The 22,885-nt window shown below is 58.0% G+C and carries 19 protein-coding genes; 2 read left to right on the top strand and 17 right to left on the bottom strand.

The window, feature by feature from the left end:
* Positions 1 to 27: 27 nt before the first annotated feature.
* The 3 genes from htpG to AC1RS8_RS26810 all read right to left on the bottom strand — a co-directional run bounded on the left by htpG (position 28) and on the right by AC1RS8_RS26810 (position 2,939).
* Entirely contained in the window at positions 28 to 1,932 is a 1,905-nt protein-coding gene (gene htpG, locus AC1RS8_RS26820) for a molecular chaperone HtpG (protein ID WP_489340033.1), read from the bottom strand.
* 81 nt (positions 1,933 to 2,013) lie between these two features.
* The gene (locus tag AC1RS8_RS26815; RefSeq protein ID WP_090453899.1) at positions 2,014 to 2,466 is read right to left on the bottom strand and encodes a PaaI family thioesterase; all 453 of its coding nucleotides are present in this window, start codon (positions 2,464 to 2,466) and stop codon (positions 2,014 to 2,016) included.
* Positions 2,463 to 2,939, bottom strand: a complete 477-nt coding sequence (locus AC1RS8_RS26810) for a PaaI family thioesterase (RefSeq protein ID WP_057715822.1) — start codon at positions 2,937 to 2,939, stop codon at positions 2,463 to 2,465. The genes AC1RS8_RS26815 and AC1RS8_RS26810 overlap by 4 nt, the downstream gene beginning before the upstream one ends.
* 158 nt (positions 2,940 to 3,097) lie before the next feature.
* On the opposite strand from AC1RS8_RS26810, the gene AC1RS8_RS26805 reads away from it, so the two are divergent.
* A complete protein-coding gene (locus AC1RS8_RS26805; protein WP_090457778.1) occupies positions 3,098 to 3,361 on the top strand; it encodes a hypothetical protein in 264 nt (87 codons plus the stop codon).
* 67 nt (positions 3,362 to 3,428) lie between these two features.
* Here the strand turns inward: AC1RS8_RS26805 and AC1RS8_RS26800 are convergent, their stop codons facing one another.
* From AC1RS8_RS26800 to sdhC, 12 genes are all read right to left on the bottom strand, one after another.
* Positions 3,429 to 3,830, bottom strand: coding sequence for an MAPEG family protein (locus AC1RS8_RS26800; RefSeq protein WP_150814888.1), 402 nt, complete (start codon positions 3,828 to 3,830; stop codon positions 3,429 to 3,431).
* Positions 3,830 to 4,567, bottom strand: a complete 738-nt coding sequence (locus AC1RS8_RS26795; RefSeq protein ID WP_150814889.1) for a DUF599 domain-containing protein — start codon at positions 4,565 to 4,567, stop codon at positions 3,830 to 3,832. Before AC1RS8_RS26795 ends, AC1RS8_RS26800 begins: the two co-directional genes overlap by 1 nt.
* Before the next feature lie 272 nt (positions 4,568 to 4,839).
* Positions 4,840 to 6,153, bottom strand: coding sequence for a branched-chain amino acid transport system II carrier protein (brnQ, locus tag AC1RS8_RS26790; protein WP_057715825.1), 1,314 nt, complete (start codon positions 6,151 to 6,153; stop codon positions 4,840 to 4,842).
* Between the two features lie 402 nt (positions 6,154 to 6,555).
* Positions 6,556 to 7,437 carry a succinate--CoA ligase subunit alpha gene (gene sucD, locus AC1RS8_RS26785; protein ID WP_007919877.1) on the bottom strand — a complete coding sequence of 294 codons (882 nt, stop codon included), beginning with the start codon at positions 7,435 to 7,437 and terminating at the stop codon, positions 6,556 to 6,558.
* The gene (gene sucC / locus AC1RS8_RS26780; RefSeq protein WP_007919879.1) at positions 7,437 to 8,603 is read right to left on the bottom strand and encodes an ADP-forming succinate--CoA ligase subunit beta; all 1,167 of its coding nucleotides are present in this window, start codon (positions 8,601 to 8,603) and stop codon (positions 7,437 to 7,439) included. Before sucC ends, sucD begins: the two co-directional genes overlap by 1 nt.
* Positions 8,604 to 8,799: 196 nt before the next feature.
* On the bottom strand, positions 8,800 to 10,236 hold the full coding sequence (gene lpdA / locus AC1RS8_RS26775) for a dihydrolipoyl dehydrogenase (RefSeq protein WP_007998079.1): 1,437 nt from the start codon (positions 10,234 to 10,236) through the stop codon (positions 8,800 to 8,802).
* Positions 10,237 to 10,334: 98 nt separating this feature from the next.
* Positions 10,335 to 11,555, bottom strand: coding sequence for a 2-oxoglutarate dehydrogenase complex dihydrolipoyllysine-residue succinyltransferase (gene odhB / locus AC1RS8_RS26770; protein WP_489340032.1), 1,221 nt, complete (start codon positions 11,553 to 11,555; stop codon positions 10,335 to 10,337).
* Positions 11,556 to 11,597: 42 nt separating this feature from the next.
* Positions 11,598 to 14,429: a 2-oxoglutarate dehydrogenase E1 component gene (locus AC1RS8_RS26765; protein WP_090453893.1), complete on the bottom strand. Its 2,832-nt coding sequence runs from the start codon at positions 14,427 to 14,429 to the stop codon at positions 11,598 to 11,600.
* Positions 14,430 to 14,682: 253 nt separating this feature from the next.
* Positions 14,683 to 15,387 (bottom strand): succinate dehydrogenase iron-sulfur subunit, encoded by a 705-nt coding sequence (locus tag AC1RS8_RS26760; RefSeq protein ID WP_008063297.1) that lies wholly within the window; start codon positions 15,385 to 15,387, stop codon positions 14,683 to 14,685.
* Between the two features lie 11 nt (positions 15,388 to 15,398).
* Entirely contained in the window at positions 15,399 to 17,171 is a 1,773-nt protein-coding gene (gene sdhA / locus AC1RS8_RS26755) for a succinate dehydrogenase flavoprotein subunit (protein ID WP_057715828.1), read from the bottom strand.
* Positions 17,172 to 17,174: 3 nt separating this feature from the next.
* Positions 17,175 to 17,543: a succinate dehydrogenase, hydrophobic membrane anchor protein gene (gene sdhD, locus AC1RS8_RS26750; protein WP_008049683.1), complete on the bottom strand. Its 369-nt coding sequence runs from the start codon at positions 17,541 to 17,543 to the stop codon at positions 17,175 to 17,177.
* Positions 17,537 to 17,911, bottom strand: a complete 375-nt coding sequence (gene sdhC, locus AC1RS8_RS26745; RefSeq protein ID WP_057715829.1) for a succinate dehydrogenase, cytochrome b556 subunit — start codon at positions 17,909 to 17,911, stop codon at positions 17,537 to 17,539. The genes sdhD and sdhC overlap by 7 nt, the downstream gene beginning before the upstream one ends.
* A gap of 364 nt (positions 17,912 to 18,275) precedes the next feature.
* Between sdhC and gltA the strand changes: the two genes are divergently transcribed.
* The gene (gene gltA / locus AC1RS8_RS26740; RefSeq protein WP_493164071.1) at positions 18,276 to 19,565 is read left to right on the top strand and encodes a citrate synthase; all 1,290 of its coding nucleotides are present in this window, start codon (positions 18,276 to 18,278) and stop codon (positions 19,563 to 19,565) included.
* A 1,132-nt stretch (positions 19,566 to 20,697) separates the two neighbouring features.
* On the opposite strand, the gene AC1RS8_RS26735 is transcribed toward gltA, so the two are convergent.
* Positions 20,698 to 22,356: a cation acetate symporter gene (locus tag AC1RS8_RS26735; protein WP_154909967.1), complete on the bottom strand. Its 1,659-nt coding sequence runs from the start codon at positions 22,354 to 22,356 to the stop codon at positions 20,698 to 20,700.
* Positions 22,353 to 22,664, bottom strand: a complete 312-nt coding sequence (locus tag AC1RS8_RS26730; RefSeq protein ID WP_057715832.1) for a DUF485 domain-containing protein — start codon at positions 22,662 to 22,664, stop codon at positions 22,353 to 22,355. The genes AC1RS8_RS26735 and AC1RS8_RS26730 overlap by 4 nt, the downstream gene beginning before the upstream one ends.
* Between the last annotated feature and the right edge of the window lie 221 nt (positions 22,665 to 22,885).

Below are 22,885 nucleotides of genomic sequence, written 5' to 3'. Positions count from 1 at the left end.
GCCGAAGCGGGTTTTTCTACAACACCGTCAGGCCGATAGCTCGACCAACAGCTTGTTCAGACGGCGCACATAGGCCGCCGGGTCTTTCAAGCTGTCGCCGGCCGCCAGGGCCGCCTGATCGAAGAGGATGTGCGACAGGTCGCCGAAGCGCTCGTCGCTCTGCTCGTTGTCGAGCTTCTCGATCAGCGGGTGAGCCGGGTTGAATTCGAAGATCGGCTTCGAATCCGGAACCTTCTGACCGCTGGCTTCCAGGATCTGGCGCATCTGCAAGCCCAGGTCCTGCTCACCGATGGCCAGGATTGCCGGGGAGTCGGTCAGGCGATGGGAAACCCGCACTTCAGCAACGGACTCGCCCAATGCGGTTTTCAGACGCTCGACCAGACCTTCTTTGGCCTTGGCGACTTCTTCCGCTGCCTTCTTGTCCTCTTCCGAGTCCAGGTTGCCCAGGTCCAGGTCACCGCGCGCTACGTCGACAAAGCTCTTGCCGTCGAAGTCGCTGAGGTAGCTCATCAGCCACTCGTCGATACGGTCGGTCAGCAGCAGCACTTCGATGCCTTTCTTGCGGAAGACTTCCAGGTGCGGGCTGCTCTTGACCTGGGCGTAGGTTTCGCCGGTCAGGTAGTAGATCTTGTCCTGACCTTCCTTGGCGCGCGCCAGGTACTCGGCCAGGCCGACAACCTGCTCGCCATCATCGCCGTGGGTCGATGCGAAACGCAGCAGGCCGGCGATTTTCTCCTTGTTGGCGAAATCTTCTGCCGGGCCCTCTTTCATGACCTGACCGAAGTTTTTCCAGAAGCCCTTGTATTGCTCAGGCTCGTTCTTCGCCAGTTTTTCCAGCATGTCCAGGACGCGCTTGGTCAGCGCCGACTTCATCGAGTCGATGATCGGGTCTTTCTGCAGGATTTCCCGCGACACGTTCAGCGACAGGTCGTTGGAGTCGACCACGCCCTTGATGAAGCGCAGGTACAGCGGCAGGAAGGACTCGGCCTGATCCATGACGAACACGCGCTGCACGTACAGCTTCAGGCCTTTCGGCGCCTCACGCTGGTACAGGTCGAACGGCGCACGGGTCGGCACGTACAGCAATGAGCTGTATTCGAGCTTGCCTTCGACCTTGTTGTGGCTCCAGCTCAGCGGATTTTCGAAATCGTGAGCGATGTGCTTGTAGAACTCCTGGTATTCCTCGTCCTTGATCTCGGTACGCGGACGGGTCCACAGGGCGCTGGCGCGGTTGACGGTTTCCCACTCAACGGCCGGCTGCTCTTCACCTTCGGCAGCGGCCACTTCTTTCGGCAGCTCGATCGGCAAGGCGATGTGATCGGAGTACTTCTTGATGATGTTGCGCAGACGCCAGCCATCGGCGAACTCGTCCTCACCGGACTTCAGGTGCAGGACGATGCGAGTGCCGCGCTCAGCCTTGTCGACGGTTGCGACTTCGAAATCGCCTTCGCCTTTGGACGACCAATGCACGCCTTCGCTGGCCGGGCTGCCGGCGCGACGGCTGAACACATCGACTTTGTCGGCGACGATGAAGGCGGAGTAGAAACCAACGCCAAACTGGCCGATCAGGTGCGAGTCTTTCTTCTGGTCGCCGGTCAGGTGCTTCATGAAATCGGCAGTGCCGGACTTGGCGATGGTACCCAGGTGGGTGATCGCGTCTTCGCGGCTCATGCCAATACCGTTGTCTTCGAGGGTGACGGTTTTAGCGTCCTTGTCGAAGCTCACGCGGATTTTCAGTTCGGCGCCACCTTCCAGCAGCTCTGGCTTGGCCAGGGCTTCGAAACGTAACTTGTCGACAGCGTCAGAGGCGTTCGAGATCAATTCGCGAAGGAAAATTTCCTTGTTGGAATACAGCGAATGGATCATGAGATGCAGCAGCTGCTTCACCTCGGTCTGGAAGCCCAGGGTTTCCTTTTGAGTTTCCACACTCATGGTCATCAAACTCCAATCAGATGGCATAAGCCGCGACCTTGAGGATCGACGGCGGGTTGTCCTCAGAGTTTGGGGCTGAGTTCAGGATTTCAAGGGCTCTTCGAGTTTGAAATGTGCACGAGCCGTGGCAATGGGCTCGGCTTCGGTGCTTTGCCAGGCGGTAATCGCCACATTGGCGACCCGGCGACCCTGGCGCCAAACCTGGCATCGGGCCCAGGTATCGCGAAACTGTCCGGCTCGCAGGTAATCCAGGGAGAAGTCGATGATCTTCGGCACCCCGGGCGTTCCGGTAAACACCAACAGGTGCAGCGCCGCGGCCAATTCCATGAAACCGGCGATCACACCGCCATGAATCGCCGGCAACAAGGGGTTACCGATGTTGTCCTGGTTCGCTGGCAGCTTGAACAACAACTCATCTCCCACCCGGGAACATTCGACGCCGATCAGCCGGGCATAGGGAATCAAATCCAGCAACGAGGCGTAATCGCCCTGCTCATGGGCCTTTTGCAATTGCTCTTTCAGCGACTCGCTCATTGCGCACCTCCGGCAACCGCGCCACCAAAGCCCTTGGTGCCTTTGATGTTCTTTCCCATGCGCATGAAAGTGCCCATCACATGGGCAATGGGTTGCCCGGGGTCATCCTGATAGGCGAAGCCACGGGCAAAAATCACGTCGGTGGTGACCCGATAGCACTGGGCAAAGCCGTAGACATCCTTATGTGGTTCGGCGGCGTGCATGTAGTCGATGCGCAGGTCCAGGGTCGGGCAGACTTCGAATTCCGGGAGCACGCAGAGGGTCGCCATGCCACAGGCGGTGTCCATCAGCGAAGTCAGCGCTCCGCCATGAATCACGCCGGTTTCGGGATTGCCGACGATCTGCGGGCTGTACGGCAGCACAATCGTCAGCCCTTCGTTGCTGGCGCTGTGAACGCTTAGTCCAAGTACTTGGCAATGTCGCAGCGCCGACAGAAAGCGCTTTGCACGCTCAAAAACGGGGTTTTCAGTCATTTGATAAAAACTCTTGTTTATGTCTGTACAGTGCGGTGGCGGTCCGGGTAAAAGTTCCACACTAGAACAAACTTATATATCTGAAAAAATTAAGGAACTTAACCCTGATGCGTGGGCTCTTAATGCCAGTAGATGCTTTTCATCAGGAGAAACACCCCATGCGTAAGACTTTAGCTATTGCCTTGATGTTGACCGCTTCCCTCGGTCTCGCTGCCTGCGATAAAAAATCCGAGGACAAAGCTCAAGATGCGACCAAACATGCCGAGCAAGCTCAGCAGGACATGAACAAAGCTCAGGATAAAGTGAACGACGCGGCGAAAGAAAACGCCGAAGCTGCCAAAGCTCAGGCCGAATCGAACGCAGAAGCGGCAAAAGAGGCCGCTCCAGCCGCTCCGGCCGCTCCAGAAGCACCTAAGAACTAATACGGTTTTTAGAGTGGCAAAAGAAAACCCGCCAAGTGCGGGTTTTCTTTTGCCTTGAAAAAAATGGTTAGAGCAAAATCGTTCGAAAAGTCGGACTAATCATCAACAACAGCGAACAGATCAATCCCACCAGCCAAACCAAACTGCGCTGCCAGGCAAGATCCTTCCAGTAACACACCAGGTAAATAACCCGCGTGATCACGAATATGATCGCCAGGCAGTCGATCAGCCAGCCCGCCGTCTGCGTGGTATGCGCCATCAGCACACCCACCGCGAACAATATGAACGCTTCGAAACTGTTCTGATGCGCCGCCAGCGCCCGGGCTCCCAGACCTGTGAGTTGCATCTGCTGTTGGCGCGGCAGGTGGTTATCGTAACCACCCTGCTCTTTCATGGCCCTGGTCACGGGCATTCGCGCCAGATAAATCAACACCGCACTGATAAACACGCACCAGAATGGAATACTCATCAAGCTGCCTCTTTAATTGCCTCCGGCAACGGCGCCTCTGTAGGGGTATAGACCATCACGTCAAGAACGTCGGAATGAAACTCGCGGCGGTACAACACAAACACGACGCCGGCACTCATCGACATGAACAGCCACGGGCTGACAAACCAGGCCAGCATGGTCATGCCGAAGTAGTAGGAACGCAGCCCGAAGTTGAACTGGTTGGCGGCCATGGAGATGACGCGGGCGGCGCGTGAAGCGAATGCTTTGCGCTCTTGCTCCGATACATGGCGCTCACCGACCATCGGCGCCGAACCCACCAGTACCGCCGCAAAGTTGTACTGGCGCATGCACCAGCTGAACGTGAAGAACGCATAGACAAACACCAGCGCCAGGCACAGCAACTTGATTTCCGACATGCCCTGGGACGCCTGTTGCACCATTGGAATATCCGCCAGCAAGGATACCGCCCGTTCCGAAGCCCCCAATACCGTGAGAATACCGGCCAGGATAATCAATGTACTGGAGGCGAAGAACGACGCATTGCGCTCCAGATTGCCGATCACGCTGGCATCGGCGATGCGGTTGTCGCGCAGCAGCATGCGGCGCATCCAGTCTTCACGATACAGGTGCAGCACACTGGCCAGGCACGCGGTGTCACGGCCTTTCCATGTGGCATAGCGGGTGTACCCGCCCCAGCAGATAACGAACCAGACGGCGGCAAGAATGTGGATCAGGTTGGCTTGGATGAACGACATGCAGGTCCTTGTGAAGTATTTGCGGTGTACATAAACCCTGTAGGAGCGAGCTTGCTCGCGAAGAACCTGAAAGCAACGCGTTTATCCAGAAATCACGCGCTATAGTTCACGACCTTCGCGAGCAAGCTCGCTCCTACAAGGGCCATGGCAGTATTTCGACGTTAGCGCAGAAGAAAAGACACCGCATCACCCCATAAAAAAATGCCCCGTATCGATTGATACGGGGCATTTCTGCTTTGTTCACAGGCCCGCTTGTGACGGGCCGGTAAAGCTTAAGCCAGCGCTTCTTCGCGCTTGCCCAGCATACGGTCGCAGACCACTGCGACCACCAGCGTCATCACCGACGGCACCAACCACGCCAGGCCCTGCTCGCTAAGCGGCAGGTGGGCCATTTGTGTCGGCATCCAGTCCGCCAGGCCGGCCCCCTTCAGGGCATCGATCAGGCCGAAGATGAACGACACCAGCATCACCGGGCCGAGGATACGACCCTGCTCATGCCAGAAGTCCTTGCAGAAGCTCAACGCCACCAGAACGATGCACGGCGGGTAGATCGCGGTCAGTACCGGGATCGAGAAGGCGATCAGCTTGGTCAGGCCCAGGTTGGACACCAGCAGCGAGAACGCCGCCAGGATGATCACCAGTGTCTTGTAAGACAACGGCACCACACGGCTGAAGTACTCGGCGCAGGCACAGGTCAGGCCGACCGCGGTCACCAGGCACGCCAGGGAGATCAGCACGGCAAGGAAACCACTGCCCAGCGAACCGAAGGTGTGCTGCACGTAAGCGTGCAATACCGCCGCGCCATTGGTAGCGCCCGCGGCCACTTCATGGCTGCCCGAACCGAGACGGAACAGGCTGACATACACCAGCGCCAGACCCACGCCGGCGATGAGCCCGGCGATGATCGCATATCGGGTGATCAGTGCTGGCGACTCGACGCCGCGGGAACGGATGGCGTTGACGATGACGATGCCGAACACCAGGGCGCCCAGGGTATCCATGGTCAGGTAACCATTGATGAAGCCTTGGGAAAACGGTGCTGCAACGTATTCAGGGGTTGCATGGCCAATGTCACCGGCCGGCAAGGCGAATGCTGCAATGCCCAGCACGGCCAGGGCGATGATCTTCAGCGGCGCGAGGAAGCGCCCTACGGTATCCAGCAAACGGCCCGGATACAGTGAGATGAAGAACACCAGCAGGAAGTAAACCGAGCTGTAGAGGAACAGTGCCAGCGGGCTCTCGCCGGTCAGGGGCGCCAGGCCCACCTCGAAGGATACCGTCGCGGTACGTGGCGTCGCGAACAGCGGGCCAACAGCGAGGTAGCAAGCCGCTGCCAGCAGGCCACCGGCCACTTTACCGATCGGGCTGCTCAAGGCATCCATAGCTCCGCCGACCTTGGCCAGCGCCACAACAGTGATCACCGGCAGACCAACTGCGGTGACCAGGAAACCCAGCGCCGCCATCCAGACATTGGGCCCGGACTGTAAACCGACGATAGGTGGGAAGATGATGTTGCCAGCCCCGACGAACAGGGCAAACGTCATAAAACCAAGTGCCAGGATGTCCTGGCCTTTCAACACTTTCATTAAGGAAATACCACACTACTGAATCGGAATTTAGAGAGGGATTTCCCTATGGGTGAGGGAAATGCTGTCAGTCCGTATAAGACCGACCCTTTTAGCGCGTTGCGCGCCTTGTGGGCCGCAGACGCAAAAATGGCGCATAGACTAACGAATTTGACCGATAAACGCACTGTTAGAGGGCGAACTATCCGATATACGACATCTTTGTGTCGCGTTTCTGCATGTTGATAGATGTCGCCTGTCAGTCCGCCATCGCGAGCAAGCTCGCTCCCACAGTTGACCGCGTTCCAATGTGGGAGCGAGCTTGCTCGCGATGGCGTCCGCACTGTCAACGCAAACCCCGGAAACGACAAAGGCCACCCGAAGGTGGCCTTTGTTTGGTGAAGCGTCAGCTAAGCGCGAGGCTTACTTGACAGCCCAACCAGTCAGCTCGGCCAGGGCCTTGCCGATGTCTGCCAGCGAACGCACGGTTTTAACGCCTGCGTCTTGCAGAGCAGCGAATTTCTCGTCTGCAGTGCCTTTGCCGCCAGAGATGATTGCGCCAGCATGGCCCATGCGCTTGCCCGGAGGAGCAGTCACACCAGCGATGTAGGAAACAACCGGCTTGGTCACGTGTGCCTTGATGTAGGCAGCCGCTTCTTCTTCAGCCGAACCGCCGATCTCACCGATCATCACGATCGCTTCGGTCTTCGGGTCTTCCTGGAACAGCTTCAGGATGTCGATGAAGTTCGAACCCGGGATCGGGTCACCACCGATGCCGACGCAAGTCGACTGACCGAAACCGGCGTCAGTAGTCTGCTTCACAGCTTCGTAGGTCAGGGTGCCGGAACGGGAAACGATACCGACCTTGCCTGGCAAGTGAATGTGACCTGGCATGATGCCGATCTTGCATTCGCCTGGGGTGATCACGCCAGGGCAGTTAGGGCCGATCAGGACTACGCCCAGCTCGTCGCACTTAACTTTAGCGTCCAGCATGTCCAGGGTAGGAATGCCTTCGGTGATGCACACGATCAGCTTGATGCCGCCGAAAGCAGCTTCCAGGATCGAATCCTTGCAGAAAGGAGCCGGAACGTAGATCACGCTGGCGGTGGCGCCAGTGGCAGCTACAGCGTCTTTAACGGTGTTGAACACTGGCAGACCCAGGTGCTCGGTGCCGCCTTTGCCTGGAGTTACACCACCAACCATCTTGGTGCCGTACTCGATGGCTTGCTGGGTGTGGAAACTACCTTGCGAACCGGTAATACCCTGGCAGATAACTTTGGTGTCTTTATTGATCAGGACGCTCATTATTTGCCCTCCGCAGCTTTGACAACTTGTTGAGCAGCGTCGGTCAGGCTGGTAGCAGCGATGATGTTCAAACCGCTTTCTGCCAGTACTTTAGCGCCCAGCTCAGCGTTGTTGCCTTCAAGGCGAACAACAACCGGGATTTTCACGCCGACTTCTTTCACTGCACCGATGATGCCTTCGGCAATCATGTCGCAGCGAACGATGCCGCCGAAGATGTTGACCAGTACTGCAGCGACGTTGGTGTCGGACAGAATGATCTTGAACGCTTCGGTAACGCGTTCCTTGGTAGCACCACCGCCCACGTCGAGGAAGTTGGCTGGTTTGCCGCCATGCAGGTTGACGATGTCCATGGTACCCATGGCCAGGCCAGCACCGTTGACCATGCAACCGATGTTGCCTTCCAGCGCTACGTAGTTCAGTTCGAACTTGGCAGCGTGCGCTTCGCGCGGATCGTCTTGCGACGGATCGTGGAAAGTCTTCAGCTTAGGCTGACGGTACATGGCGTTGGCGTCGATGTTGATCTTGGCGTCCAGGCAGTGCAGATCGCCGTCAGCCTTGATCACCAGCGGGTTCACTTCCAGCAGGGCCAGGTCGTGATCCTTGAACAGTTTGGCCAGACCTACGAAGATCTTGGCGAACTGGGCAACTTGCTTGCCTTCCAGACCCAACTGGAATGCCAGCTCGCGACCCTGGAATGGCTGAGCGCCAACCAGTGGATCGATAGTGGCTTTCAGAATTTTTTCTGGAGTGTCGTGAGCGATTTTCTCGATGTCCACGCCACCTTCGGTGGAAGCCATGAACACGATACGACGGCTCGAACGGTCAACGACAGCGCCCAGGTACAGCTCTTTAGCGATATCAGTGCACGATTCAACCAGGATCTTGGTGACTGGCTGACCATTGGCGTCAGTCTGGTAAGTCACCAGACGCTTGCCCAGCCACTGCTGTGCGAAGGCTTTGGCGTCTTCTTTGCTGCGAACCAGCTTTACGCCGCCCGCTTTACCGCGACCACCGGCGTGGACCTGGGCTTTGACAACCCACTCGCTGCCGCCGATTTTGTCGCAAGCTTCTGCTGCTGCTTCCGGGGTGTCTACCGCGTAACCGGTGGAAACTGGCAGGCCGTACTCAGCGAACAGCTGCTTACCCTGATACTCGTGAAGATTCATGCTTATTACCGTCTTCGTTAGGTACTGCGCATTCGGTGCTGCACTCATTCAAGTGCCGCACCACCTGTGACTGCTGCTTGCATAGCCTTTCCGGATACCCGGTGCAGCTATGCAAGACTGCGTCCAGCGGATATTCCGCGGTGAGTCTTGCATGCAAGGCTCACGACGGGCCATTCCGCCGTGGTTTCTTATTGTCTTAACGCTTCTTGCGGTTGGCGATGTGGATGGCGCCGCCATTCACAGCCAAAGCAGCTTCGTGCAAGGCTTCAGACAGGGTCGGATGGGAGAAAACCATCATGCCCAGGTCTTCAGCGCTGGTGCCGAATTCCATACCGATCGCGCCCTGCTGAACCAGTTCTGCAGCGCTCGGGCCAATCACGTGGACGCCCAATACGCGGTCTGTCTTGGCATCTGCGATGACCTTGACGAAACCACCGGTGTCGTTGGCAGCCATGGCACGGCCAGAGGCTGCGAACGGGAAGGTGCCGACGTTAACTTCAACGCCTTCAGCTTTCAAGGCCTGCTCGGTTTTACCGACCCACGCGATTTCCGGGTGAGTATAAATAACCGAAGGGATCAGATCATAGTTCATCTGGGCCTTGTGGCCCTTGATGCGCTCGACAACCATGATGCCCTCTTCCGAGGCCTTGTGCGCCAGCATCATGCCGCGAACCACGTCGCCGATGGCGTAAACGCCCGGTACGGTGGTGGCGCAGTGATCGTCAACGTGCACGAAACCGCGCTCGTCCAGGGTCACGCCGCAGTCGGCAGCCAACAGATCAGTGGTCACCGGACGGCGACCAACGGCTACGATCAGCTTGTCGAAAGTGATGTTCTGTTCGCCCTTGGCATCGGTGTAGTTCACCACGACTTCGTCGCCGTTCACTTTGGAACCGGTGACGCGAGCGCCCAGCTTGATGTCCAGACCCTGTTTGGTCAGGGTTTTCAGCGCTTCCTTGGAAACAGCGGTGTCCGCTGCCATCAGGAAGGTGTCCAGGGCTTCCAGGACAGTCACTTCTGCACCCAGACGCGACCAGACCGAACCCAGTTCCAGACCGATCACGCCAGCGCCGATCACGCCCAGACGCTTAGGTACGGATTGGAATTCCAGAGCGCCAGTCGAATCGACGATCACATTCTGGTCAACCGGAGCTGGCGGAATGTCGATCGGACGCGAACCTGGAGCCAGGATGACGTTTTCGGCTTCGATGATTTCTACCGAGCCATCAGGCTTGGTGACTTCAACTTTCTTGCCGGCCAGCAGCTTGCCGTGACCCTGGATCGAGGTCACACCGTTGGCTTTGAACAGGGTCGCAACGCCGGAGGTCAGGCCTTTGACGATGTTGGCTTTACGGCCGACCATCGCTGGCACGTCCATGGTCACGCCAGCGTGATTGATACCGTGGATCGCGAAACCGTCCTGGGCTTCGTGGAATTTCCACGAACTGTCCAGCAGGGCCTTGGATGGAATGCAGCCGACGTTCAGGCAGGTACCGCCCAGAGCCAGTTTGCCTTCCTTGTCGGTGTACTTCTCGATGCAGGCAGTCGAAAGACCAAGCTGAGCGGCCTTGATGGCAGCCACATAGCCGCCAGGGCCAGCGCCGATCACTACTACGTCAAATTTCTGCGACATTCAAAAAATCCTCTTTAGCGAAAAGCTTCAAGCCGCGAGCGGCAAGCCAGGCTGCGGGTTTTCCGACAGCCCGGGCTTGCAGCTCATGGCTGCTTCTATCAGATATCCAGCAACAGACGAGCCGGATCTTCCAGCAGGTTCTTGATGGTCACCAGGAAGGTCACAGCTTCTTTGCCATCGATCAGACGGTGATCGTAGGACAGTGCCAGGTACATCATCGGACGGATAACGACCTGGCCGTTGATGGCCATCGGACGCTGGATGATGTTGTGCATGCCCAGGATGGCTGCTTGTGGCGGGTTGACGATCGGGGTCGACATCATCGAACCGAAAGTACCACCGTTGGTGATGGTGAAAGTACCACCGGTCATTTCGTCCATCGACAGTTTGCCGTCGCGGGCTTTCTTGCCGAAGGTGGCGATGCTGCCTTCGATTTCAGCCAGGCTCATCAGTTCGGCGTTACGCAGAACCGGTACAACCAGGCCGCGATCGCTGGAAACTGCAACGCCGACGTCAGCGTAGCCGTGGTAAACGATGTCGCCGCCGTCGATCGACGCGTTGACAGCCGGGAAGCGTTTCAGCGCTTCGGTGGCTGCTTTCACGAAGAACGACATGAAGCCCAGGCGCACGCCGTTGTGGGACTTCTCGAACAGGTCCTTGTACTTCGAACGCAGCGCCATGACTTCGGTCATGTCGACTTCGTTGAAGGTGGTCAGCATCGCCATGTTCGATTGAGCTTCAACCAGACGCTTGGCCACGGTGGCACGTACGCGGGTCATCGGTACGCGCTTCTCGATGCGATCGCCTGCAGCGAATACCGGAGCAGCAGCGGCAGGTGCAGCAGCCTTGGCAGGCGCGGCAGCCGGAGCGGCTTTCTTGGCTTCGACAGCGGCAACCACGTCTTCCTTGGTTACACGACCATCTTTGCCGGTGCCTTTGACGGAAGCCAGGTTGATGCCGTTTTCTTCGGCCAGCTTGCGAGCAGCTGGAGCCGCGATAGCGTCTTCGTCAGCGCCGGCAGCTGGAGCAGCGGCAGCAGCGGCCGGAGCAGCAGCGGCAGCCGGAGCGGCAGCAGCAGCGCCGCCTTCAACGATGGAGCCCAGAACTTCGTCGGACAGAACGGTTTCGCCTTCGTTCTTGACGATAGCGCCCAGCACGCCGTCAGCGGTAGCCAGCACTTCCAGCACGACTTTGTCGGTTTCGATGTCGACGATCAGTTCGTCGCGCTTGACCGCGTCGCCCGGTTGTTTGTGCCAGGTGGCAACGGTGCCATCGGCAACCGATTCCGGGAAAGTGGGGGCTTTGATCTCGATAGCCATTGTCTGTGGTTCCTTAAATTCGGTTTCAGGTGCGCGAAGGCGTTAAACAGTAAAGGCGTCTTGCAGCAGTTGTTCCTGCTGTTCGGCGTGCATCGATGCGTAACCGCATGCAGGTGCAGCAGAAGCCTCACGGCCCGCGTACTCGAGTACGAGAGACTTGTTGAGGTTGCTGATGCTGCGACGCATGTGGTGTTGGCTGCAGTACCACGCACCCTGGTTCATCGGCTCTTCCTGACACCAGACGGCATGCTTGACGTTGGTATAAGGAGCCAGGACTTCTTTCAAGTCGTCCTCAGGGAATGGGTACAGCTGCTCGATACGCACGACAGCGATGTCGTCACGACCTTCGGCACGGCGTTTTTCCAGCAGGTCGTAGTAGACCTTGCCGCTACACAGAACAACGCGCTCGACCTTTTTCGGGTCTTGGGCATCGATTTCCGGGATAACGGTCTGGAACGAACCTTCGGCCAGATCTTCCAGCGTCGAGATGGCCAGCTTGTGGCGCAACAGCGACTTCGGAGTCAGGACTACCAGTGGCTTGCGCAGCGGGCGGATCACCTGACGGCGCAGCAAGTGGTAGATCTGAGCCGGCGTCGTCGGCATGCACACCTGAATGTTGTGCTCGGCGCACAACTGCAGGTAACGCTCCAGACGAGCCGAGGAGTGCTCCGGACCCTGACCTTCATAACCGTGCGGCAGCAGCATGGTCAGACCGCACAGGCGGCCCCACTTGTGCTCGCCACTGGTGATGAACTGGTCGATAACTACCTGGGCGCCGTTGGCGAAGTCGCCGAACTGGGCTTCCCAGATAACCAGGGCATTCGGCGTGGTGGTCGAGTAACCGTACTCGAACGCCAATACCGCTTCTTCGGACAGGAACGAGTCGTACAGGTCGAAGCGTGGCTGACCGTCGTACAGGTTCTGCAGCGGGATGTAGGTGCCCGCGTCCTTCTGGTTGTGCAGGACAGCATGGCGGTGCGAGAACGTGCCGCGGCCGATGTCCTGGCCAGTCATGCGAATCGGGTGACCTTCGAACGCCAGGGTCGCGTACGCCATGGTTTCGGCGTAACCCCAGTTGATCGGCAGGCCGCCGGCTTGCATCTTCTGGCGGTCTTCGTAGATCTTGGCAACCTGGCGCTGAACCACGAAGCCTTCCGGGATTTCCAGCAGCTTGGCGGACAGTTCCTGCAAGGTCTTGAGGTCGAAGCGAGTGTCGTGACGCGCGGTCCAGGCGTGGCCCAGATACGGACGCCAGTCCACGAACAACTCTTTGTTCGGCTCTTTGACCAGGCTTTTGACCACGTGCAGACCGTTGTCCAGCGCGTTGCGGTACTCGTCGACTTTCGCCTTGACACGCTCAGCATCCAGCACACCGGCCTGAGTCAGACGATCGGCATACAGCTCACGGGTGGTGCGCTGCTTGGTGATCTGCTGATACATCAGAGGCTGGGTACCGCTTGGCTCGTCGGCCTCGTTGTGGCCGCGACGACGGTAGCAGACCAGGTCGATCACCACGTCACGCTTGAACTGCATGCGGTAGTCGATGGCCAGCTGGGTCACGAACAATACGGCTTCCGGATCATCACCATTCACATGGAGGATCGGCGCCTGGATCATTTTCGCAACGTCGGTCGCGTACTCGGTGGAACGCGAGTCCAGCGGGTTGCTGATGGTGAAACCGACCTGGTTGTTGATCACGATGTGCACGGTACCGCCGGTCTTGAAACCGCGGGTCTGCGACATCTGGAAGGTTTCCATGACCACGCCTTGACCTGCGAATGCAGCGTCACCGTGGATGGAGATCGGCAGAACCTTCTCACCGGTCGGGTCGTTGCGACGATCCTGACGGGCGCGAACCGAACCCTCGACCACCGGGGAAACGATTTCCAGGTGGGACGGGTTGAACGCCATGGCCAGGTGAACTTCACCGCCGGTGGTCATCACGTTGGACGAGAAGCCCTGGTGGTATTTCACGTCACCGGAACCCAGCTCGACCTTCTTCTTGCCTTCGAACTCGTCGAACAGCTCGCGCGGGTTCTTGCCGAAGGTGTTGACCAGCACGTTCAGACGACCACGGTGGGCCATGCCGATGACGATTTCCTTGGTGCCGTAGGAACCGGAACGCTGGATCAGCTCGTCGAGCATCGGAATCAGGCTTTCGCCGCCTTCCAGACCGAAACGCTTGGTACCCGGGTATTTGGTGCCCAGGTATTTTTCCAGGCCTTCGCCGGCGGTCACGCGCTCGAGCAGGTGGCTCTTGATGTCGGCGGAGTACGTCGGACGACCGCGCACGCTTTCCAGACGCTGCTGGAACCACTGGCGCTGCTCGGAATCGGTGATGTGCGTGAATTCAGCGCCGATGGTGCGGCAATATGTCTGCTGCAACGCTTCGTGAATTTCGCGTAGGCTCGCTTCCTCTTTGCCGATGAACAGGTCGCCGGCACGGAAGGTCGTATCAAGATCGGCATTGGTCAAGCCGTAATGATTGATCGACAGGTCTGCAGGTGCAGGACGCTGCCACAGCCCCAGCGGGTCAAGCTGGGCTGCCTGGTGGCCACGCATACGGTAGGCCTGGATCAATCGCAGCACTTCAACTTGCTTCTTCTCGTGCTCACTGCTCACGCTGCCGGCGGAAACCGGTTGGGCGCGGCGCTGGTTCTTTGCCAGCAAGACGAAATGATCGCGAATTGTGGAGTGCGAAACATCGGTGGCAGAGTTGCCGTCAGCAGGCAACTTCTGGAAGTAGGTGCGCCACTCTTCTGGCACAGCGTTAGGGTCGTGCAGGTAGAGCTCGTAAAGCTCTTCCACATAGGCAGCGTTACTACCGGATAGGTAGGCGCTGTTCCACATGCGCTGCATCACGCTTTCTTGCATGCTTGGTCACCCTCGGTTAGGGGAACACCATCGATGTCGACACCGAGCAAACTTGCAGAAGTCCGAATGCAGCGACCAAAACAAGCCACTAGGATCACACTGATAGTCCGGGTACCAGCCCGGATGCCCCTGCTTGTCTCATTTCTTCAAAATAAGAGCCGCAGCCTTTTAAGCTGCTGCTCAGGTTAAAACTACGGCGCCGGTTGAAGCCTGCGCCGTAGCATCTACGGGTACAGCGGGTACAGCAGCTGAATCACACGCCGCTTGAGAGCAACATGTTACGGATGTGACCGATGGCCTTAGTCGGGTTCAGGCCTTTCGGACATACGTTGACGCAGTTCATGATCCCGCGGCAGCGGAATACGCTGAACGGGTCATCCAGCGAAGCCAGACGCTCGGACGTCTTGGTGTCACGGCTGTCTGCCAGGAAGCGGTACGCTTGCAGCAGGGCAGCTGGACCCAGGAACTTGTCCGGGTTCCACCAGAAGGACGGGCAGGAAGTCGAGCAGCAAGCGCACAGGATGCACTCGTACAGACCGTCCAGCTTTTCACGCTCTTCAGGGGACTGCAGGCGCTCGATGGCCGGAGCCGGCGTGTCGTTCTGCAGGTATGGCTTAACCTTTTCGTATTGCTTGTAGAAGATGCTCATATCGACGACCAGGTCACGGATAACCGGCAAACCTGGCAGAGGACGAACGATCAACTTGTTACCTTTTACGACCGCAGACAGCGGCGTGACGCACGCCAGGCCGTTTTTGCCGTTGATGTTCATGCCGTCGGAACCGCAAACACCTTCACGGCAAGAGCGACGATAGGAGAAACCCTCGTCCTGCTCTTTGATCAGGGCCAGCACGTCCAGCACCATCAGGTCTTTACCACCGGTATCAACCTGGAATTCCTGCATGAACGGCGCGGCGTCCTGATCAGGGTTGTAACGATAAACGCTGACTTGCAACATGGCGGCCACCCTTAATAAGTCCGAATCTTAGGTTCAAAAGTCGGAACAGTCTTCGGCGAGAAGTTCACGGCGCGCTTGGTCACGCGCTTGTCACCCGGGAAGTAAAGGGTGTGGCACAGCCAGTTTTCGTCGTCACGATCTTCGAAGTCTTCACGGGCGTGAGCACCACGGGACTCTTTACGTACTTCTGCAGCGATGGCGGTGGCTTCGGCCACTTCCAGCAGGTTCTGCAGTTCCAGAGCTTCGATACGTGCAGTGTTGAACGCCTGCGACTTATCGTTGATCTTCACGTTGGCGATGCGCTTGCGCAGGTCAGCCAGCTGGGCAATACCCTTCTGCATGTATTCGCCGGTACGGAATACACCGAAGTAGTTCTGCATGCAGTTTTGCAGCTCGCGACGCAGGGTTGCCACGTCTTCGCCTTCGGTACGCTCGTTCAGGGCGGACAGGCGCGCCAGGGCAGCCTGGATGTCGGCGTCGGTGGCCTCGTCGTATTCGATACCGTCGGTCAGTGCCTTTTCCAGGTGCAGGCCGGCAGCACGGCCGAATACCACCAGGTCGAGCAGCGAGTTGCCGCCCAGACGGTTGGCACCGTGAACCGATACGCAAGCCACTTCACCTACAGCGAACAGACCAGGAATGATCTCGTCCACGCCTTCGGCGTTCTGGGTGATTGCCTGACCATGAATGTTGGTGGCAACGCCGCCCATCATATAGTGGCAGGTCGGAACAACCGGAACCGGAGCAACAACCGGGTCAACGTGCGCAAAAGTCTTCGACAGTTCGCAGATGCCTGGCAGACGGCTGTGCAGCACTTCTTCGCCCAGGTGGTCGAGCTTGAGCATCACGTGGTCGCCGTTCGGACCGCAACCGTTGCCGGCGATGATCTCTTTAACCATCGAACGGGCAACAACGTCACGACCGGCAAGGTCTTTGGCGTTCGGAGCATAACGCTCCATGAAACGCTCGCCGTGCTTGTTGATCAGGTATCCACCTTCACCACGGCAACCTTCTGTAACCAGTACACCCGCGCCGGCGATACCGGTCGGGTGGAACTGCCACATTTCGATGTCTTGTACCGGTACGCCAGCACGCAGCGCCATGCCAACGCCGTCACCGGTGTTGATCAGGGCGTTGGTGGTCGAAGCGTAGATACGACCTGCGCCGCCGGTGGCCAGTACGGTGGCCTTGGCGCGGATGTAGGTGGTTTCGCCGGTTTCGATGCAGATGGCGATCACGCCGACGAACTCGCCTTCGCCGTTCTTCACCAGATCGACAGCGTAGTACTCGTTCAGGAACACGGTACCGGCTTTCAGGTTGCCCTGATAAAGGGTGTGCAGCAGAGCGTGACCGGTACGGTCGGACGCAGCGCAAGTACGCGCAGCCTGGCCGCCTTTACCGTAGTCCTTGGACTGACCGCCGAATGGACGCTGGTAGATACGACCTTGCTCGGTACGCGAGAATGGCATACCCATGTGGTCCAGCTCGTAAACGGCAGCCGGGCCTTCCTGACACATGTATTCGATAGCGTCCTGGTCACCGATGTAGTCGGAACCCTTGACGGTATCGTACATGTGCCAGCGCCAGTCATCGTTCGGGTCAGCGGACGCGATCGCGCAGGTGATGCCGCCCTGGGCGGATACAGTGTGCGAACGGGTCGGGAAAACCTTGGTGATCACGGCAGTCTTGTGACCGCCCTGTGCCAGTTGCAGCGCTGCGCGCATGCCGGCACCGCCACCACCAATAATGATGGCGTCGAAAGAAATCGTTGGAATGTTAGCCATGACTCAGATACCCCAGAGAATCTGCACGCCCCAGACGAAGTAAGCGAACATCGCAACGCCGCAGACTGCCTGGAAAAGGAAACGTATAGCGGTCGCGGACTTGCCGAACGCCATTGGCGTCAGGTAGTCGGTCGCGATGGTCCACATGCCGACCCAGGCGTGAGCGCCGAGGGCAACAAGGGCCAGGAGGCTGAAAATACGCATTCCGTTATGGGCGAACAGTTCATGCCACTGGGCGTACTCGAGGCCAGGGTTGGCCACGATGTATCCGATCAGGAAGATGAAGTAAGCCGCGAGAACGACCGCAGACACACGTTGCGCCATCCAGTCATAGAGGCCCGAACGCGACAGGTTCGTGACGTTAGTTACCATATCCAAACTCCTGCCAGAACGATTACCACCACGGAAACGGCGATAACGATTTTCGAGCCCAGCTTGCCGCCTTCCAGCGTCTCACCGATGCCCATGTCCATCATCAAATGGCGCACACCGGCTACCAGGTGATAAAGCAGAGCGGACAGGATGCCCCATGTCACTAGCTTGGCTAGCGGACTGGTCAGACACGCTTTCACCTGACCGAAGCCTTCCTCGGAGCTCAGCGACTTGTCCAATGCGTAAAGCATGATGGCAAGGCACACGAAGAGGATGACACCGGAGATTCGGTGAAGGATGGACGTGTAAGCAGTGACTGGGAGTTTGATGGTCCTTAGGTCTAGGTTTACAGGTCGTTGGCTTTTCACGGCTTTTTTTTCACACTGAAGAGCCCCTAACAATCAGGGCAAAGTTGTTGGGGAGTGCACTGGTCAGGTAACCACCACCCAGGGATGCGACCCCCAATGAAAGCAAGCCCAAAAGCCCTTGGCGGTCGGTGGCCGAGTATAGACAGTTAGGCTACTAATGACAACGCAAACACCTAACCCAAACAGCTGATTGCGCAACTGACATAAAAGGCGTAAATGGCAGCCAATTTCGAGAAAAAAGTCCGGTTAAAGCCTTCTGGAGCAAGACTTTAGGCAAATTGACATTCGAATTTATCTCACTATAGTGGTGCGGGCCCTGCGTGGGGGGTCTGTCTGATGATTTCAAGCATAAATAGGAGGCCACATGGCTGACAAAAAAGCGCAGTTGATCATCGAGGGCGCAGCCCCCGTCGAGCTGCCCATTTTAACCGGCACCGTTGGTCCCGATGTTATCGATGTTCGGGGCCTGACGGCCACGGGCCGTTTCACCTTTGACCCAGGCTTCATGTCGACCGCCTCGTGCGAGTCGAAGATCACCTATATCGACGGCGACAACGGCATTCTGCTGCACCGCGGCTACCCGATCGAACAGCTGGCTGAAAAGTCGGACTACCTGGAAACCTGCTATCTGCTGCTCAACGGCGAACTGCCGACCGCAGAACAGAAGGCCCAGTTCGTCAGCACCGTGAAGAACCACACCATGGTTCACGAGCAGCTGAAGACCTTCTTCAACGGCTTCCGTCGCGACGCCCACCCGATGGCCGTCATGTGCGGCGTAGTCGGCGCCCTCTCGGCGTTCTACCACGACTCCCTGGACATCAATAACCCGCAGCATCGCGAAATCTCCGCGATCCGCCTGGTTGCCAAGATGCCGACCCTGGCCGCGATGGTTTACAAGTACTCCATGGGCCAACCCATGATGTACCCGCGCAACGACCTGTCGTACGCGGAAAACTTCCTGCACATGATGTTCAACACCCCGTGCGAGATCAAACCGATCAGCCCGGTACTCGCCAAGGCCATGGACCGGATCTTCATCCTCCATGCCGACCACGAGCAGAACGCCTCGACGTCCACTGTGCGCCTGGCAGGCTCTTCGGGCGCCAACCCGTTCGCCTGTATCGCCGCCGGTATCGCTGCACTGTGGGGCCCTGCCCACGGCGGTGCGAACGAAGCCGTACTGACCATGCTCGATGAAATCGGCGATGTTTCGAACATCGACAAGTTCATCGCCAAGGCCAAGGACAAGAACGATCCGTTCAAACTGATGGGCTTCGGTCACCGCGTTTACAAAAACCGCGACCCGCGCGCCACGGTCATGAAGCAGACCTGCGACGAAGTATTGAAGGAACTGGGCATCCAGAACGATCCGCAACTCGAACTGGCCATGCACCTGGAAGAGATCGCCCTGACCGACCCGTACTTCATCGAACGCTCGCTGTACCCGAACGTCGATTTCTACTCGGGGATCATCCTCAAGGCGATCGGCATTCCAACCAGCATGTTCACCGTGATCTTCGCCCTGGCGCGGACCGTCGGCTGGATCTCCCACTGGAAAGAGATGCTCTCCAGCCCGTACAAGATCGGCCGTCCGCGCCAGTTGTACACCGGCTACGAGTCGCGTGACATCACCAAGCTGGAAGACCGCAAGTAAGATCTGTCTTGCTGTAGCGTGTTGAGTTGTACCGGGAACGGCCTCTGCTTTTTATATAAAGAGCAGGAGGCCGTTTTTGTTTATGCGCTTTGGTCGGGTACGTATCCATTATTTAGGTAACGGCGGCTTATGGTTCCGCTCTTACAGCGGGTCACTTTGAAAAGCGCAAAGTAACCAAACGCTCTTGCCCCTGACATTCGGTGCCTCGCCTAGGCTCGGCATGCCCTCGCTCCGATCCTGCTCCGTGGGCCCGCCGCCATCGGCCATCCATGGCCGGGGGCGGCTAACCCGGCATCCATGCCGGGTTGCCCACTGCGCAGAACCTGCACTCGGCCTCACGAGGGGGCGTACACCGCAACAGCACCCGAGGCGGCCTACCGGCCGGCCTGTTTGCTGGTGTAGCTCACTGCAAAATTTCGGTCAGCCGGCAGGCCACCTTCGCGAGCAGGCTCGCTCCCACAGTATTTGCGTCGAACATAAATTATTCGAATGACACCAACCCTGTGGGAGCGGGCTTGCCCGCGAAGAGTCCAGTACATCCGACATTGATGCTGGCTAGCAGACCGCCATCGCGAGCAAGCTCGCTCCCACAGAAGAACAAAGGCAGATCGACGTACACCACTGCTCTTCACCACTCATCAGGCCGAGCGTTAGCTCGCCTGCAGCTCTTGATCTTGATCCACCCGCCCCCTCGGCAGGCTGAGCGGAGGTGTTTATCCGGGGATTGGCGCGCAGCGCCGTTCGACGCAGTCGAACTCATTGCATGTAGGTCGAAGCGAAGCCGACCGGAGGGCAATGCCCCCGGATGAATGCCGGAGCGAAGGAACGCCGAGCCTTAGCGAGGGGCCGTACGTTCGGGGCGAGCGTTTTTTTGGTTACTTTTTTTAGGCGTTTGTAAAAAAAGTGACTCGCCGTAAGGGCGAAACCATAAGTCGCCGTTACCGAAGGAATGGATATGTACACCCTCAAAAAACACTCCAACTGGCACAAAGTCTTCGCAAGCAGGCTCGCTCCTACAGTAAAACGGGCAAATCCAAAAAACCGGGTCGATTACCGCCCAATAAAAAAATGCCCCGATCTCTCGACCGGGGCATTTCCATTCAACACAACTTAAACAGTCAAACCCAAACGCTTAGTGCGAAACCGCCCCACTCGCCCCCAACCCCGTCTGCGAACGAACAAACTGCGGGAAGAACAACGCCCGCTCATTATCCGCAGCAGTGGACTTGTCAGTGATAGAGAAGAACCAGATCCCGACAAAGGCAATCATCATCGAGAACAGCGCCGGGTACTCATACGGGAAGATAGCTTTCTCGTGATGCAGGATCTGCACCCAGATGGTCGGACCAAGCACCATCAGGCCCACGGCACTGACCAGCCCCATCCAGCCACCGATCATCGCACCGCGAGTGGTCAGCTTTTTCCAGTACATGGAAAGCAGCAGCACCGGGAAGTTACAGCTCGCCGCGATGGAGAACGCCAGGCCCACCATGAACGCGATGTTCTGGCTTTCGAACAGAATGCCCAGACCGATCGCCAACACCGCCAGCGCGATGGTGGTGATTTTCGAGACGCGAATCTCGTCCTTCTCATTGGCCTTGCCCTTCTTGATCACGCTGGCATACAGGTCGTGGGACACCGCCGAAGCACCGGCCAGGGTCAGACCGGCAACCACTGCCAGAATGGTCGCAAACGCTACTGCCGAGATGAAGCCCAGGAAGATACTGCCGCCAACCGCGTTGGCCAGGTGCACCGCCGCCATGTTGTTACCGCCCAGCAAGGCGCCAGCAGCGTCTTTGAAAGCCGGGTTGGTGCTGACCAGCAGGATCGCGCCGAAGCCGATGATGAAGGTCAGGATGTAGAAGTAGCCAATGAAACCGGTTGCGTACAACACGCTCTTGCGAGCTTCCTTTGCGTCACTCACGGTGAAGAAGCGCATCAGGATGTGTGGCAGGCCAGCGGTACCGAACATCAGCGCCAGACCGAGGGAGAACGCCGAGATCGGATCTTTCACCAGGCCGCCAGGGCTCATGATCGCATCAGCTTTCGGGTGGACCTTGATCGCCTCGGAGAACAGCATGTTGAAGTCGAAGTTGACGTGCTTCATCACCATCAGCGCCATGAAGGAAGCGCCGGACAGCAGCAGGACAGCCTTGATGATTTGCACCCAGGTGGTCGCCAGCATGCCGCCGAACAACACGTAAAGGCACATCAGAATACCGACCAGGATCACCGCAACGTGGTAATCGAGACCGAACAGCAGTTGGATCAGCTTGCCGGCACCGACCATTTGCGCGATCAGGTAAAACGCCACCACCACCAGCGAACCGCAAGCGGACAGCGAGCGGATCTGGGTTTGCCCCAGGCGATAGGACGCCACGTCGGCAAAGGTGTATTTGCCCAGGTTACGCAGACGCTCGGCGATCAGGAACAGAATGATCGGCCAGCCCACCAGGAAGCCGATCGAGTAGATCAGGCCGTCGTAGCCAGAGGTGAACACCAGCGCGGAAATACCCAGGAAGGACGCAGCCGACATGTAGTCACCGGCAATCGCCAGACCGTTCTGGAAACCGGTGATCTTGCCGCCAGCGGCGTAGTAGTCGGCTGCCGAATTATTACGCTTGGAAGCCCAGTAGGTGATGCACAGGGTGGCACCGACGAAGGCGACAAACATCACGATCGCGGACACGTTAAGCGGTTGCTTCTGCACGGCACCGGTCAGGGCGTCAGCCGCCCAGGCGCCAGGTGCGAAAGCTGCGATGCTCAAAAGAGCCATTAGACGGCGGATCATTGCTGAGCCTCCTTGAGAATCGCATTGTTCAGGTCGTCGAACTCGCCGTTGGCGCGTCGTACGTAGATACCGGTCAGGATGAAAGCCGAAATGATCAGCCCGATACCGATCGGTATGCCCCAGGTAATCGAGGACTCAGGGCTGATTTTCGCCCCCAGCACCTGCGGCCCGTAGGCAATCAGAAGGATGAATCCGGAGTAAAGCCCTAGCATGATCGCCGAAAGAATCCAGGCGAATCGTTCCCTCTTGCTAACCAGCTCCTTGAAGCGCGGGCTGTTTTGAATCGAGAGGTAAATGCTGTCGTTCATTGTTTTTATCCTCGCAGCACAGATTTAGTTGGAACGGTATCCACTCTATGCGGCTGCGGGGCAGGTTCCAGACGACCTTAGTCTTAGAACCCCATGACGTATTCGCCAATTTCCAGCATGCACCAAACAACTGTGGGAGCGAGCCTGCTCGCGAAGGCGTCATGCCAGTCGACATTTCAGTCAACTGGCAGAACGCTTCGCGAGCACTGTCTCTTCTCCAC

This window comes from Pseudomonas sp. GW821-FHT12A04, from assembly GCF_058807755.1.
The sequence above is the reverse complement of the archived record's forward strand: the minus strand, read 5'-3'. Positions and strand labels throughout refer to the sequence as shown.

Excerpts from the sequence above, each read along its gene's own strand:
- htpG (WP_489340033.1), bottom strand. The coding sequence starts at position 1,932 with ATGAGTGTGGAAACTCAAAAGGAAACCCTGGGCTTCCAGACCGAGGTG.
- AC1RS8_RS26815 (WP_090453899.1), bottom strand. The coding sequence starts at position 2,466 with ATGAGCGAGTCGCTGAAAGAGCAATTGCAAAAGGCCCATGAGCAGGGC.
- AC1RS8_RS26810 (WP_057715822.1), bottom strand. The coding sequence starts at position 2,939 with ATGACTGAAAACCCCGTTTTTGAGCGTGCAAAGCGCTTTCTGTCGGCG.
- AC1RS8_RS26805 (WP_090457778.1), top strand. The coding sequence starts at position 3,098 with ATGCGTAAGACTTTAGCTATTGCCTTGATGTTGACCGCTTCCCTCGGT.
- AC1RS8_RS26800 (WP_150814888.1), bottom strand. The coding sequence starts at position 3,830 with ATGAGTATTCCATTCTGGTGCGTGTTTATCAGTGCGGTGTTGATTTAT.
- AC1RS8_RS26795 (WP_150814889.1), bottom strand. The coding sequence starts at position 4,567 with ATGTCGTTCATCCAAGCCAACCTGATCCACATTCTTGCCGCCGTCTGG.
- brnQ (WP_057715825.1), bottom strand. The coding sequence starts at position 6,153 with ATGAAAGTGTTGAAAGGCCAGGACATCCTGGCACTTGGTTTTATGACG.
- sucD (WP_007919877.1), bottom strand. The coding sequence starts at position 7,437 with ATGAGCGTCCTGATCAATAAAGACACCAAAGTTATCTGCCAGGGTATT.
- sucC (WP_007919879.1), bottom strand. The coding sequence starts at position 8,603 with ATGAATCTTCACGAGTATCAGGGTAAGCAGCTGTTCGCTGAGTACGGC.
- lpdA (WP_007998079.1), bottom strand. The coding sequence starts at position 10,236 with ATGTCGCAGAAATTTGACGTAGTAGTGATCGGCGCTGGCCCTGGCGGC.
- odhB (WP_489340032.1), bottom strand. The coding sequence starts at position 11,555 with ATGGCTATCGAGATCAAAGCCCCCACTTTCCCGGAATCGGTTGCCGAT.
- AC1RS8_RS26765 (WP_090453893.1), bottom strand. The coding sequence starts at position 14,429 with ATGCAAGAAAGCGTGATGCAGCGCATGTGGAACAGCGCCTACCTATCC.
- AC1RS8_RS26760 (WP_008063297.1), bottom strand. The coding sequence starts at position 15,387 with ATGTTGCAAGTCAGCGTTTATCGTTACAACCCTGATCAGGACGCCGCG.
- sdhA (WP_057715828.1), bottom strand. The coding sequence starts at position 17,171 with ATGGCTAACATTCCAACGATTTCTTTCGACGCCATCATTATTGGTGGT.
- sdhD (WP_008049683.1), bottom strand. The coding sequence starts at position 17,543 with ATGGTAACTAACGTCACGAACCTGTCGCGTTCGGGCCTCTATGACTGG.
- gltA (WP_493164071.1), top strand. The coding sequence starts at position 18,276 with ATGGCTGACAAAAAAGCGCAGTTGATCATCGAGGGCGCAGCCCCCGTC.
- AC1RS8_RS26735 (WP_154909967.1), bottom strand. The coding sequence starts at position 22,356 with ATGATCCGCCGTCTAATGGCTCTTTTGAGCATCGCAGCTTTCGCACCT.
- AC1RS8_RS26730 (WP_057715832.1), bottom strand. The coding sequence starts at position 22,664 with ATGAACGACAGCATTTACCTCTCGATTCAAAACAGCCCGCGCTTCAAG.